Origin of the sequence: Novosphingobium sp. LASN5T (genome assembly GCF_003856955.1) — a bacterium.
Taxonomy (GTDB): domain Bacteria; phylum Pseudomonadota; class Alphaproteobacteria; order Sphingomonadales; family Sphingomonadaceae; genus Novosphingobium.
Genome location: NZ_RQSI01000006.1, coordinates 122073 through 134587, shown reverse-complemented (window position 1 = coordinate 134587; position 12515 = coordinate 122073). Strand labels below are relative to the sequence as shown.

At 66.6% G+C, this 12515-nt stretch carries 13 protein-coding genes; 2 read left to right on the top strand and 11 right to left on the bottom strand.

Annotation, left to right across the window (positions count from 1 at the left end; genetic code table 11):
- Positions 1–20: 20 nt before the first annotated feature.
- Positions 21–635, bottom strand: coding sequence for a bifunctional 4-hydroxy-2-oxoglutarate aldolase/2-dehydro-3-deoxy-phosphogluconate aldolase (gene eda, locus EH199_RS06640; RefSeq protein ID WP_124808491.1), 615 nt, complete (start codon positions 633–635; stop codon positions 21–23).
- A 320-nt stretch (positions 636–955) separates the two neighbouring features.
- Between eda and EH199_RS06635 the strand changes: the two genes are divergently transcribed.
- Positions 956–2203 (top strand): diguanylate cyclase, encoded by a 1248-nt coding sequence (locus EH199_RS06635; protein ID WP_124808490.1) that lies wholly within the window; start codon positions 956–958, stop codon positions 2201–2203.
- On the opposite strand, the gene hemN is transcribed toward EH199_RS06635, so the two are convergent.
- The 10 genes from hemN to ccoN are packed head-to-tail and all read right to left on the bottom strand — an operon-like array spanning position 2187 to position 11584.
- On the bottom strand, positions 2187–3536 hold the full coding sequence (hemN, locus tag EH199_RS06630; protein ID WP_124808489.1) for an oxygen-independent coproporphyrinogen III oxidase: 1350 nt from the start codon (positions 3534–3536) through the stop codon (positions 2187–2189). The genes EH199_RS06635 and hemN overlap by 17 nt on opposite strands.
- The gene (locus tag EH199_RS06625; protein ID WP_124808488.1) at positions 3526–3798 is read right to left on the bottom strand and encodes a hypothetical protein; all 273 of its coding nucleotides are present in this window, start codon (positions 3796–3798) and stop codon (positions 3526–3528) included. Before EH199_RS06625 ends, hemN begins: the two co-directional genes overlap by 11 nt.
- Before the next feature lies 1 nt (position 3799).
- Positions 3800–3949, bottom strand: a complete 150-nt coding sequence (gene ccoS, locus EH199_RS06620; RefSeq protein WP_124808487.1) for a cbb3-type cytochrome oxidase assembly protein CcoS — start codon at positions 3947–3949, stop codon at positions 3800–3802.
- Positions 3946–6093, bottom strand: a complete 2148-nt coding sequence (locus tag EH199_RS06615; protein WP_223806507.1) for a heavy metal translocating P-type ATPase — start codon at positions 6091–6093, stop codon at positions 3946–3948. The genes ccoS and EH199_RS06615 overlap by 4 nt, the downstream gene beginning before the upstream one ends.
- Entirely contained in the window at positions 6090–6572 is a 483-nt protein-coding gene (locus EH199_RS06610; RefSeq protein WP_223806506.1) for a FixH family protein, read from the bottom strand. The genes EH199_RS06615 and EH199_RS06610 overlap by 4 nt, the downstream gene beginning before the upstream one ends.
- Positions 6569–8041, bottom strand: a complete 1473-nt coding sequence (gene ccoG / locus EH199_RS06605) for a cytochrome c oxidase accessory protein CcoG (protein WP_124808485.1) — start codon at positions 8039–8041, stop codon at positions 6569–6571. Before ccoG ends, EH199_RS06610 begins: the two co-directional genes overlap by 4 nt.
- Before the next feature lie 5 nt (positions 8042–8046).
- Positions 8047–8982: a cytochrome-c oxidase, cbb3-type subunit III gene (gene ccoP, locus EH199_RS06600; protein ID WP_124808484.1), complete on the bottom strand. Its 936-nt coding sequence runs from the start codon at positions 8980–8982 to the stop codon at positions 8047–8049.
- Positions 8972–9148 (bottom strand): cbb3-type cytochrome c oxidase subunit 3, encoded by a 177-nt coding sequence (locus EH199_RS06595; protein WP_124808483.1) that lies wholly within the window; start codon positions 9146–9148, stop codon positions 8972–8974. Before EH199_RS06595 ends, ccoP begins: the two co-directional genes overlap by 11 nt.
- Positions 9145–9897, bottom strand: coding sequence for a cytochrome-c oxidase, cbb3-type subunit II (gene ccoO, locus EH199_RS06590; protein WP_124808482.1), 753 nt, complete (start codon positions 9895–9897; stop codon positions 9145–9147). Before ccoO ends, EH199_RS06595 begins: the two co-directional genes overlap by 4 nt.
- 25 nt (positions 9898–9922) lie before the next feature.
- Positions 9923–11584, bottom strand: coding sequence for a cytochrome-c oxidase, cbb3-type subunit I (gene ccoN, locus EH199_RS06585; protein WP_124808481.1), 1662 nt, complete (start codon positions 11582–11584; stop codon positions 9923–9925).
- Between the two features lie 236 nt (positions 11585–11820).
- On the opposite strand from ccoN, the gene EH199_RS06580 reads away from it, so the two are divergent.
- On the top strand, positions 11821–12504 hold the full coding sequence (locus tag EH199_RS06580) for an OmpW family protein (RefSeq protein WP_124808480.1): 684 nt from the start codon (positions 11821–11823) through the stop codon (positions 12502–12504).
- The last annotated feature ends 11 nt before the right edge of the window (positions 12505–12515 follow it).

Below are 12515 nucleotides of genomic sequence, written 5' to 3'. Positions count from 1 at the left end.
TGGAACGCCGCGTAACCGTCCTAACCGCCAAGTGCGAATGCCTCCCGCGCGGCGGATTCGATGGCCGCTTCGTCGGGGACACCCTTGTTCACGACCCAGCTTCCGCCAACGCAGAGCACCGGATCGAATGCCAGCCATTCGCCGGCACTCGCCGCGCTGATCCCGCCGGTCGGGCAGAAGCGGCACTGGTGGAACGGCGCCGCCAGCGCCTTCAGCGCCGGCAATCCGCCAGAAGTCGAGGCCGGGAAGAACTTGAAGTGCGTCAGCCCCAGATCCAGCCCGCGCATGATGTCACCCGCGCTGGCGATGCCCGGCAGGAAGGGAATGCCCGCCGCCACCGCCGCGCTGCCCAGCCGGTCGGTCAGGCCGGGGGAGACGATGAACTCCGCCCCGGCATCGATCGCGGCCTTCAGCTCGTCCGGGTTGGTCACGGTGCCCGCACCCACGATCGCGCCTTCGATGGCCTTCATCGCGGTCAGTGCTTCGAGCGCGGCGGGGGTCCGCAGCGTCACTTCCAGCACACGCAGGCCGCCGGCAACCAGCGCGCGCGCCACCGGCAGGGCATGAGCCACGTCGTCGATCACCAGCACCGGAATGACCGGGGCGGTCCGCATGATGGTTTCGATCGGCTTCATGGCGTCTTTCCTCTCGCTTTCCGGAGAGCGTGGCTTAACGCGACTCGTCGGGATTGTGCACCTGCTAACGCCCCCGCGCATAGCTATTCTTTGATGCACCCCGGAAATACCGTTCCAATTCGGCAGAAGCGTGCAAGCGCGAACAACGCCGAATGCGCGCGGATCGCTCTTGGTAGCGCCGTTCCACCCTATGACATCGCTATCATTGGAGCGGATACGCCATTTGCTCCCAAAGCACGTGGAATCCGGCCTTTTCCGCGTTGTGGAGACGCGTCGTTAACCGTGACCCGCTAGGAGGTCGGGAACCGGAAGGGAACGGAATGAACGGGGCGGTCGCCTTACTGATTGTCAACGCGGCAGTCGCCGGACTGTTCGGGCTGAGCTACGCCGCCCTGGCCGTGACCAACCGGTCGCAGCGCTCCGTGGCGGGTTTCGGCCTCTCCTATCTCGTCGGCATGCTCACGCCGCTCGCCGAAATAGCAATCCGTTACAGCACCATCACAACCCCGTTCATGATCGTCAGCTATGGCGCGTTCCTGCTGGCGTTCCTGGCCTCGTCGGCGGCGCTTTCGCTGTTCGACCGGCAGCGCCCACACTGGCGGATGATCGGCCTGCTGTTCGCCTTCGCCGTCATCATGCGCGCCGCGATCTGGGGAGGGCCACGCAACAACGTGGTCTACGAACTGTGTTATCAGGCACCCCACGCCGCCGCCATCGCGCTGTGCGCGTGGACGGCGTGGAGCATCGCGCGGGGGCGCGTGCTGCATCGCACGCTGGCGGTGCTGTTCGGGCTGATCACGCTGCACTTCCTGACCAAGCCGTTCCTTGCGTCGATGCTCGGCTCCGGCCGCAGCGCGCGCGACTATACCGACAGTTCCTATGCCGTCGTTTCGCAGGCCGGGTCCGGGATCCTGCTGATCGCCACCGGCCTCGTCATCATGCTGATCGTGATCCAGTCCATCGTGCAGGAATCCTTGGTGGACTCCGAAACCGATCCGCTGTCGGACCTGCTCAACCGGCGCGGCCTCGACCGCCGCTGCCAGCGCGAGTTCGTCGAAGGTGGCGCCGTCGTGGTGCTGGACCTCGATCATTTCAAGGCGATCAACGACACCCACGGCCACGATGTAGGCGACGATGTGATCGTCGCCTTCGCCGATATCATGCGCCGCGCGGCGCCACGGGGCGCGCTGCTGGCCCGGACCGGGGGCGAGGAATTCGTGGTCATGCTGCCATCGGCCTCGATCGAGGACATCGGCGAACTGGCCGAAAGGATCAGGCGAGCGGCCGCAACCGAATCCGGTGAGGCCCGGCCGGCGTTCACCGTCAGCGGCGGCGCCACCTGCGCGCTGCCGGGCGAAACGTTCGCCGACGTGATGCGCCGCGCCGATCACGCCTGCTACGAAGCGAAGCGCATGGGCCGCAATTGTGTCGTGGCCCTGCCGCCCGGCAACGATACCAGGCCCATCCCGCTCTCAATCAACCTTGCGGCGGGCGGGGAGCCGGCCATCGCCACGCTGTTTGATCATCTGCCGTCCGCGCCGCGCGAACGGGCTACACCGCCGAGCTGAACTGATGCGGGCCAGCGCGGTAGGCGTCGAACACCGCCGCGATTGACCGGGCATAGGGTTCGCATCCGCGCTCCAGCCGGATGTGCCCGTCCGCGATGGTCGCAAGCCCCCGTTCGACAAAGGGGTGCAACCGCGCTTGCGCCTCGTCCATCAGGTCCGGCGGCACCCGCGCTTCGTTATGACAGAGCAAGCCGGTGATGATGTCCCCGCGCCGCCGGTCCTCCGCAGTGCGCTCAACCCCGCGCCGGCCGGACAGATGCCCGTCATGCACCAGCGTGCGATAGGCGCCAGCGTTCTTTTCGTTCTGCACGAACAGGTCGGGGAACTCGCTGATCGAAGAAGCCCCCAGCCCTAGCAGCACCGGTGCGGAATCGTCGGTAAACCCCTGGAAATTGCGCTGCAACGCACCGGTCCGCGCAGCCCGCGCGAGATCATCGCCCGGCAACGCGAAGTGATCGAAACCCACGGCCTGATATCCGGCATCGACAAGTTGGCGATACCCTTCCGCCGCCATGCGGAAGCGATCCACCTGCCCCGGCAGCCGGCTGGCATCGATGCGCTGCTGGCGCGGGATCATGTGCGGCACATGGGCATAGCCGAACAGCGCCACCCGGTCGGCGCCCATCGCGATCGTTTCGTCCAGCGTCTGCGCCAGCACCGCGTCATCCTGGAACGGCAAGCCGTACATCAGGTCAAAATTGATCGAATCCACGCCCGCCCGGCGCAGCCCTTCTACCGCGCGCTCGATCGAATCCTTCGGTTGCACGCGTCCGATCGCCGATTGCACGCGCGCGTCCAGCGTCTGCACGCCAAGGCTGGCCTTGATCACGCCAATGCCCCGGATCGCCATCAGCCATGGCGAAGAAAGGCTGCGCGGGTCGAGTTCGATCGACAGCACCGGCCGGTCCATCCGGAAGTTCACCGTCAGCGTATCGACCAGCCGCACGAAATCGGTCGGCTGGATTGCGTTGGGGCTGCCCCCTCCGAACGCGATCCGCGAGATCCGCACCGAAGGATCGAGTTCGGAAGCGAGCAACTCGATCTCGTGGTGCAGCGCCTCGAGGTAATGCGTCAGACGTTGCGTGCGATTGGCAGCGCCGGTGTTGCACCCGCAATACCAACAGATTTCCCGGCAATAGGGGATGTGGATATAGAGCGAGACCGTGCCTCGCACTGCCCGGATCGCGGCGCGCTGACGCGCCTCGAAATCCTCGTCCACGAACTCGGCCGCCGTCGGATAACTGGTGTATCGCGGGACCGGCCGGGCCAGCAGCTCGGGGTAATAAGTCCAGTCCGCGAAGACGCTGGTTCGCTCAGCGTGTTCAACCGACATTGTCGTCTTCCTGATCGGATTCGCCATCATGGCCACAACAGCTATCGCCGCCGCCGCGCTTGCGCATTGAGATATGGCAAACTTTGCAGCAGCCTCCACTTGTGCCATCGTCCCGACGCGGCACGCGGATCGGCCTGGCCCCACCGGCTTCGCCACAGAATGGCACCATCATGAACGATGGACCGCTGCCCGTACCCGCCGAAAGCGGCGCGGAAAGCTGGATCAGCGCCAGCATGGCCAGCGAAAGGGAAGCGCGGTGCATGTCAGCCTTCCTCGTTCTCGTCGATCAGGATGCGCGCAGCCGCGCCATCCAGGTCGTTGAACTGCCCTTTGCGCAGCGCCCAGAAGAACGCCGCCAGGCCGAACAGCCCCATGCCCAGCGCGATCGGGAGAAGAAAAGCGATGCTCGTCATCGGGCCGCTCCCGCCAGTCGCAGCGAATTGCCCACCACGATCAGCGAACTGGTGGACATCGCCACCGCCGCGATCAGCGGCGTCACCACACCCGCCATCGCCAGCGGCACCGCCAGCACGTTGTAGCCGATGGCCAGCACGAAGTTCTGCCGCACCACCCGCATCGTCGCCCGCGCGGCGCGGACGGCGCGCGGCAGGGCGAGCAGCGAATCCCCGGTGAACACCAGATCCGCCGCCTGCCGGCCAACGTCGCTGGCGCTGCCCGGCGCGATCGAGGCATTGGCGGCGGCGAGCGCCGGCCCGTCGTTGAGCCCGTCCCCCACCATCAGCACATTACGCCCCGCCTCCTGCAGCCGCGCGATGGCGTCCTTCTTGTCGGACGGCGAAGCGGCCGCCTGTGCGGTCAGCCCGGTCGCCCGCGCCACTGCGGCCACCGCCGGCAGCGAATCGCCCGACAGGATCGAGGCCTCCACATGCAACGAAGCCAGACCCTGCAACGCGGCTTCAGCGTCCGGACGCAGCCGGTCAGCGAAGGGGATCACGCGGATCACGCCGCTGCCCAGCGTCAGCGCGGTGGCCATGCCCTGCGCCACCTGCGGCCGGCCAAGTGTCACCCGCGTACCGTTCCACAGGCCGGTCACGCCGCGCCCCGGCTCCTCGCGCACATCGTCCAGTTCCGCAGCCCGCACCCCGCGCGCGGAAAGGGCCTGCACCAGTCCCAGCGACAGCGGGTGACGGCTGTGGCTTGCCAGCGCCAGCGCCACTTCCGCCTCGGCGACGGAAAGCGCGCCCAGCGCCGCTTCGTCGGGCACCGGGCGGCCCAGCGTCAGCGTCCCCGTCTTGTCGAGCAACGCGCGGTCTACCGCCGCCAGACGCTCCAGCGCGGAACCGTCCTTGACCAGAATGCCGCGCTTCATCAGCGCGCCCGCCGCCACCACCTGCGCCACCGGCACGGCCAAGCCCAGCGCACAGGGGCACGTGATGATCAGCACCGCGATGGCGATCACCAGCGACTTGTACAGCCCCGCCCCGGCTATCATCCATCCCGCGAACGTCAGCGCCGCCAGCGTATGCACCGCCGGCGCATAGAGCCGCGAGGCGCGATCCGCGATCCGCACGTAACTGGAGCGCGATTGCCCCGCCGCTTCCATCAGCCGCGCGATTTCGGCCAGCGCGGTATCCTGCCCGACCGCGGAAACGCGCACATCCACCGGCGCATCGACATTGAGCGTGCCGGCGTGGACAGCCGTTCCCGGCCCGGCCGCCACCGGTTCGCTTTCACCAGTCAGCAGCGACTGGTCGAACCGGCTTTCCCCGCGCAGCACCTCGCCGTCGGCCGCCAGCCGCTCGCCCGAGGCCACGCGCATGAGCATCCCCGGCAGCAGCGCCCCGGCCTCGACCCAGCGCGTCGCGCCATCGGCCTCGATCACCATCGCGCCCGTAGCCGCCTGCCGCAGCAGCGCATCGACGCCCGCGCGCGCGCGATCGCGCATCATCGCGTCCAGCACGCGCCCCGCTAGCAGGAACAGCAGCAGCATCAGCGTGCCGTCGAACCAGGCTTCCTGCCCGTGGGTGACGGTCTCGTAGAGCGAAAGCCCCGTCGCCAGCGTCACGCCGATCGAGATCGGCACGTCCATGTTGGTCCGCCCGCGCTTCAGCGCGCCGAAGGCGGAGGAAAAGAACGGCCGCCCGGCAAAGACGATCGCGGGCACGCCGATCGCCGCCGAAAGCCAGTGGAAAAGGTCCCGCGTCGTGCCGTCGGCCCCCGACCAGACGCTGACCGACAGCAGCATCACGTTCATGCAGGCGAAGGCGGCCACGGCCAGCGGCGCCAGCAAGGGCTTGACCGCCGAGGGCGCCTCGCGCTCCGCCGCGCGCGGCTGCGCCTCGAACCCCGCCATGGCCAGCGCGGCGACAAGATCCGGCGCTTCCACGCCCGCGCGGTGCGACACATCGACGCTGCGCGCGGTCAGGTTGGCACGCGCCGCGACGACCCCATCCACCTCACCGAAGGCCCGTTCGACCTTGCCCATGCAGCCGGCGCAATGCATCCCCGGAACGGACAGTACGGTGTGCAGCAGATCGTCCGCCGTTGCATCGCGGTGGGCCAGATCGGCTCCGGCCGGCCCCGCGGGGGCGTTCACTGGACTTCCCCGACCGTTCGCCATTCATGGCCCTCCGCCGTCACCGCCAGCCGCAGCCGCCATCGCCCCGGTTCCAGTGCGGCGGCATACGTGCCAGGCGCGCTTTCACGGAAAGCCAGTTCGGTTTCGGGGCGGCGGCCCAGCGGATGCTCGGCCGTGGCCGTCACTTTCGCCCCCGACAGCGGCTTGCCCGCGCTGTCGCGCAGTTCGGCGATCAGGCGGCCGTCCGCAGTGCGCGAAAGCACCGCCTTCCAGCCCAGCGCCCCTTCGACGCGGGCTTCGTCCAGCCAGCGGTTGAAATGCTGGCTGGCAACGTAGGAGTTTTCGACGACCACGCCGCCGAAGGTCGATACCGCGAAACGCGCCATCAACACGTTGACGGCGATCACGACGCCGAAGAACGCGATCATGATCATCGCCATGTGCCGCCCGGTGAACGGGCGCGGCGCATGCTGGCTGTTACGGCTATGCTGGGTCACTGGCCGTTTCCTTCCGCTGTGGTGAATGTCGTGGCGGCGCGGTCCTGCCCGCCCTCGGTATCGGTTGCTTTCACCGTAAAGGCGAAGTCCGCCGGCCTCGCCGCCGCACGGGGCTGCACGGCATAGACGCGCAGGCGCCGCGTCGTGTCCGCTGGCACGTCCAGCGCGAGCAACCGCTTCGCCTCGTCCGCTTCCATCTCGTCGGTGTAGATCGCCCCCCCCGGCAGGCCGTCGAGCGCGAGTTCCATCTTGCGCGGGCGGTCTTCCATGTTGCGCAGCTTGACGGTGAAGCCGTTGCGCACCGAACCGTCGCTCAGCATGACGAATTCGGGGTTGCGATCCTTCGCCACCGAAACGTCGAGCCGGCTGCGCTGGCCCAGCATGAACAGCATGGCCACGCCGATCGCGGCCCACACCGCGAAATAGACCAGCGTGCGGGGACGGAAGATCGTCTTCAGGATCGGCGTGGGCTTCTCACCCTTCTCCTCATGCTCGGCATCTTCCAGCGTGCAGTAGTCGATCAGCCCGCGCGGGCGGCCGACCTTGCTCATCGCCTGGTCGCAGGCATCGATGCACAGCGCGCAGGTGATGCAGCCGATTTGCGGGCCTTCGCGGATGTCGATGCCCGTGGGGCAAACCGCCACGCATTGCAGGCAATCGATGCAATCGCCCAGCGGCACCGGGCTTTTCGCCGCCGCCTTGACCGATCCGCGCGGTTCGCCGCGCCAGTGCTTGTAGGTGACGGTCAGCGATTTTTCATCAAGCATCGCCGTCTGGATGCGCGGCCAGGGGCACATGTAGACGCAGACCTGCTCGCGCATGAAGCCGCCCAGCCAGAAGGTCGTGAACGTCAGCACGCCGGTGGTGGCATAGGCGACCGGCGCGGCGGTGCCGGTCCAGAATTCGCGCTGAAGCGTGGGCGCATCGGCGAAATAGAAGATCCAGGCGCCGCCGGTCAGGAACGCGATGGTCAGATAGACGCCCCACTTGAACACCCGCCGGGCGATCTTGGAAGCGGTCCACGGTGCGTTCTGCAAACGGATCTGCGCGTTGCGGTCGCCATCGATGAAGCGGTCGACATGCTGGAACAGATCGGTCCACACCGTCTGCGGGCAGGCATAGCCGCACCACGCGCGGCCGACCGCGCTGGTGACGAGGAACAGGCCGATCCCCGCCATGATCAGCAATCCGGCAACGAAGTAGAACTCGTGGGGCCAGATTTCGATCTGGAACATGTAGAAACGGCGGTGCGCAAGATCCACCAGCACGGCCTGGTCGGGTGCGTAGGGGCCACGGTTCCAGCGGATCCATGGCGTGCCCCAGTACACCGCGAGGCAGAACGCCATCACCGCCCACTTGAAGCGGCGGAACGGTCCGTCGGTCTTCCGGGGGAAGACCGACTTGCGCTTGGCGTAAAGACCGAGGTCGTTGGAATGATCGGCGCCGAGGGTGGGATCTTGCGCGTTCATGGCCGTTACTTTGCTTGAGGAGCCGCCGCGGCGGCAGGTGCCGCGACAGCTTGGGGTGCCGGTGCCGGCGTGGCTTCACCGCCGCCCAGCGAGTGGACGTAAGCCGCCAGCATCTTGACGGTGACCGGGTCCAGACGCGCGCCCCAGGCGGGCATCACGCCATAGCGGGCGTTGGTCACGGTTTCGGTCAACGTGGCGCGATCGCCGCCATAGAGCCAGATCGCGTCGCTCAGCTTCGGCGCGCCGACCATGCGGTTGCCCTCGCCATTCGCGCCGTGGCAGACCACGCAGTTCTCGGCGAAGATCTTCGCGCCGCGCTGTGCCGAAGCGCTCGGCTTTTCCTGCCCGCTGATGACGCGGACATGGCTGACCACATCCTGCACCTGCGCCGCCGTCAGGATGCCGTCGCGCCCAAAGGCCGGCATCTGGCTCATGCGGGTAGCGTCGTCGCCGGGCTGGCGCACGCCGTGCTCCAGCGTCTGGTGGATGGTGGCGATATCGCCGCCCCACAGCCAGTCATCGTCGTTGAGGTTCGGGTAGCCCTTGGCCCCCGCCGCGCCAGCGCCGTGGCACTGCACGCAGTTGACCTTGAACGCGGCGCGGCCGCCCTCGATCGCCGCGCGCAGCAACTTGGGATCGGCCCCGAGCTGCTCCACGGACGTTGCCGCGATCGCGGCCCGAAGACCCGCCCGGCTGGCGTCAGCGGCCTTCATCTCGGTCGCCAGCGCGCCCCGGCTGGTCCAGCCGAAGGTGCCCGCCGTGGCCGACTTCACCATCGGGATCGCGGGATAGACCACGCAATAGCCGATCGCGAAGACGATGCAGGCGTAGAACGTCCACAGCCACCAGCGCGGCAACGGGTTGTTCAGTTCCTCGATGCCGTCCCACTCGTGGCCGACGGTTTCGACGCCCGTGGCGTCGTCGATCCGCTTATTCGCCATCGTTCTCATCCTTGAAGATCGAGGTGGCCGCTTCGTCGCTGAGCTGGCGAGCGCCGGGCCGCAGGAACGGCCACAGGCACAGAACCAGGAACACGAAGGTCATCACCAGAAGCCCCCAGCTGTCGGCCAGGTGGCGCAGCAGGTCGTAGGTGGAGTGCGCGCTCATCGGCCCTTCTCCTTGGCGAGCTGCTCCTGCGCCGCCGGCGCGTTGACATCGACCAGCGTGCCCAGAACCTGGAGATACGCGACCAGCGCATCCATTTCGGTCAGACGCTTGGGATCGCCGTCGAAGTCACGCACTTGCGCCTTGGGGTAACGCTTCTTGAAGTCGGCCACGTCGGCCTGCGGATCGGCCTGCGCTTTCAGGTCGTCGTTGGCCTTGGCGATGTCGTCTTTGGTGTAAGGGACGCCGACCTGGTACAGCGTCTGCAGCGATGCCGTCATATCGCCCGCGTCGAGATCGTGCTCGGCAAGGTGCGCGTAAGTCGGCATGATCGATTCCGGCACGACCGCGCGCGGATCTTTCAGGTGCTGGACGTGCCATTCGTCGGAATAGCGGCCGCCCACGCGGGCAAGATCCGGCCCGGTGCGCTTCGAGCCCCACTGGAACGGATGGTCGTACATCGATTCCGCAGCCAGGCTGTAGTGCCCATAGCGTTCGACCTCGTCGCGGAACGGACGGATCATCTGGCTGTGGCAAACGTAGCAGCCTTCGCGGACGTAGATGTCGCGCCCGGCCTGTTCCAGCGGGGTGTAGGGCCGCATGCCCTCCACCTTCTCGATCGTGTTGTCGATCCAGAACAGCGGCGCGATTTCCACGATGCCGCCCACCGTCACCGCCGCGAAGGCACAGATGCCCAGCAGGGTGATGTTGCGTTCCAGCTTCTTGTGACGCTCCATGATGGAGAGTGCCATTGTCTTTTCTCCTTCTCCGGGCGTGTCAGGCGTGCGCCGGGGCGCCGGCGAGCGGCACGTCCCTGGCGGCGTCGTAGGGCGTCTCGGTCATCGGCTTCTCGTCGCGCAGCGTGTGGCCAAGGATCGTGCGGGTGATGTTCACCGCCATGATCGTCGCGCCGCTGAGGTAGAGCAGCCCACCGAAGGCGCGCAGCGCGTACATCGGGTGCAGCGCGGCAACGGTTTCGGCGAAGGAGTTCACCAGGTAGCCGTCCGGCCCGTATTCGCGCCACATCAGGCCCTGAGTGATGCCGGCCACCCACATCGAGGCGGCGTAGAACACGATACCCGTGGTCGCGAGCCAGAAGTGCCAGTTGACCATGCGCAGGCTGTAGAGCCGTTCGCGGTTCCACAGGCGCGGCGTGAGGTAATAGAGCGTGCCGAACGTGACCATCCCGTTCCAGCCCAGCGCGCCGGAATGAACGTGGCCGATGGTCCAGTCGGTGTAGTGCGACAGGCTGTTGACCGCCTTGACGCTCATCATCGGGCCTTCGAACGTGCTCATGCCGTAGAAGGCCAGGCTCATCACGAACATGCGGATGATCGGATCGGTGCGGATCTTGTCCCAGGCGCCGTTCAGCGTCATCAGGCCGTTGATCATGCCGCCCCAGCTGGGCATCCACAGCATGACCGAGAAGACCATGCCCAGCGTCTGCGCCCAATCGGGCAGCGCGGTGTAGTGCAGATGGTGCGGACCCGCCCAGATATAGAGGAAGATCAGCGCCCAGAAGTGGATGATCGACAGGCGATAGCTGTAGATCGGGCGTTCGGCCTGCTTGGGCACGAAGTAGTACATCATCGCCAGGAAGCCGGCGGTCAGGAAGAAGCCCACCGCGTTATGGCCGTACCACCACTGCACCAGCGCGCCCTGCACGCCCGCGAACACCGGATAGCTCTTCGACCCGAAGATCGAGACCGGCAGGTTCAGGTTGTTGACGATGTGCAGCATCGCCACCGTCAGGATGAACGAGAGGTAGAACCAGTTGGCCACGTAGATGTGCGGCTCGGTCCGCTTGACGATCGTGCCGACGAAGACCGCGAGGTAAGCCACCCACACGATCGTCAGCCACAGGTCGACGTACCATTCCGGCTCGGCGTATTCCTTCCCCTGGGTGATGCCAAGCAGATAGCCGGTGGCGGCCAGCACGATGAACAGCTGGTAGCCCCAGAAGACGAAACGGGCGAGGCCGGGGAAGGCCAGCCTCGCCCGGCAAGTGCGCTGGACCACGTAGTATGACGTGGCGATCAGCGCATTGCCTCCGAAAGCGAAGATGACCGCGGAAGTGTGCAGCGGGCGCAGGCGACCGAAGTTGATCCATTCCAGGCCGAGGTTGAGCTGCGGCCAGGTCAGTTCGAGCGCGATGTAAAGCCCGGCGAGGAACCCCGCCATGCCCCAGAACACCGTCGCGATCACGCCCCAGCGGATGGGGTCGTCATCGTACCGGCCCTGATCGGGCATCTTGAGGATGCCGCGCGCGATCGAATCCACGTCGGCCTGACGCAGCGTGACGATCATGCCGATCAGCGCGGCAAGCGCACAGATTGCCATGTGAATGGCGAAGCCACCGTCCTTGGCGAGCGCGCTCGCCACGACAGCAAGGAGAAGCACAGCGAACCATATGCCGCTGCGCGTTACTAGCGAAACCATGGAGCCTTCCCTTCCATGCAAGATGTGAGAAGGCGCGTGCAACGTATGGCGCGCTACAACATTGATGCAGGACAAATTGCCCGGATTTGCGCATCATACCTTGGTCTTGCGCGGTTCCTGCCGATTTTTGCGCTCCGTCAATGTCGGTGATTCGCAACCGGTGCATCAGGCTCCCACGCCACGGTTCGGATTTCGGCCTGCGAGGGGCAGGCAACCGCGGCACAGGACTGCAAGGTATGAAGAAGGTACTCGCGGCCGCGCTGTGCGCCGCCATGCTCACCCCGCTGGCCGCCACCCCCGCCATGGCCGGCTCGCCGGACGGCAAGCTCCAGGTCAAGCTGCTTGGCACAGGCGTACTGCCCGACGGCAAGATCACCAAGGTAGAGCTGGACCCGCTCGGGCTCACCACCGGTGCCAACACCAAGGCCAACGACAACGTCGTGCCGACGCTCGCGGTCGAGTATTTCTTCTCGCCCAACGTCTCGGTCGAAACGATCTGCTGCTTCACCCAGCACCACGTCAGCGGCACCGGCACGCTTGCCGCCGCGACCGATATCGTCGGCCATGTGCTGATCCTGCCGGCCACGCTCACGGCGAAGTATCACCTGCCGCTGCCCGGTGGCATCAAGCCCTATGTCGGCGTCGGTCCCTCGGTGTTCTTCTACATCGACGAGAAGCCGGGCGCGAGCATCGTACCGCTGGGCGTGACCAAGGTGAACATGTCGAACAAGCTGGGCGTCGCGCTCCAGGCCGGTGTGGACATCCCGGTCAACAAGAACGGGCTCGGCGTCAGCCTCGATGCCAAGAAGTACTTCATGGACACCACCGCGCATTTCTATGCCGGGTCCACCGAAGTGTTGCGGACCAAGCACTCGCTTGATCCCTGGGTGATCAGCGCAGGGCTGAGCTACCGCTTCTGATCCAGGGCTTC

What these genes read in the sequence shown, in the direction of transcription:
- EH199_RS06625 (WP_124808488.1), bottom strand. Translation starts at nt 3,798, where the DNA reads ATGCACCGCGCTTCCCTTTCGCTGGCCATGCTGGCGCTGATCCAGCTT.
- ccoN (WP_124808481.1), bottom strand. Translation starts at nt 11,584, where the DNA reads ATGGTTTCGCTAGTAACGCGCAGCGGCATATGGTTCGCTGTGCTTCTC.
- EH199_RS06580 (WP_124808480.1), top strand. Translation starts at nt 11,821, where the DNA reads ATGAAGAAGGTACTCGCGGCCGCGCTGTGCGCCGCCATGCTCACCCCG.
- ccoS (WP_124808487.1), bottom strand. Translation starts at nt 3,949, where the DNA reads ATGACGAGCATCGCTTTTCTTCTCCCGATCGCGCTGGGCATGGGGCTG.
- ccoG (WP_124808485.1), bottom strand. Translation starts at nt 8,041, where the DNA reads ATGAACGCGCAAGATCCCACCCTCGGCGCCGATCATTCCAACGACCTC.
- ccoO (WP_124808482.1), bottom strand. Translation starts at nt 9,897, where the DNA reads ATGGCACTCTCCATCATGGAGCGTCACAAGAAGCTGGAACGCAACATC.
- ccoP (WP_124808484.1), bottom strand. Translation starts at nt 8,982, where the DNA reads ATGGCGAATAAGCGGATCGACGACGCCACGGGCGTCGAAACCGTCGGC.
- EH199_RS06635 (WP_124808490.1), top strand. Translation starts at nt 956, where the DNA reads ATGAACGGGGCGGTCGCCTTACTGATTGTCAACGCGGCAGTCGCCGGA.
- eda (WP_124808491.1), bottom strand. Translation starts at nt 635, where the DNA reads ATGAAGCCGATCGAAACCATCATGCGGACCGCCCCGGTCATTCCGGTG.
- EH199_RS06595 (WP_124808483.1), bottom strand. Translation starts at nt 9,148, where the DNA reads ATGAGCGCGCACTCCACCTACGACCTGCTGCGCCACCTGGCCGACAGC.
- hemN (WP_124808489.1), bottom strand. Translation starts at nt 3,536, where the DNA reads ATGTCGGTTGAACACGCTGAGCGAACCAGCGTCTTCGCGGACTGGACT.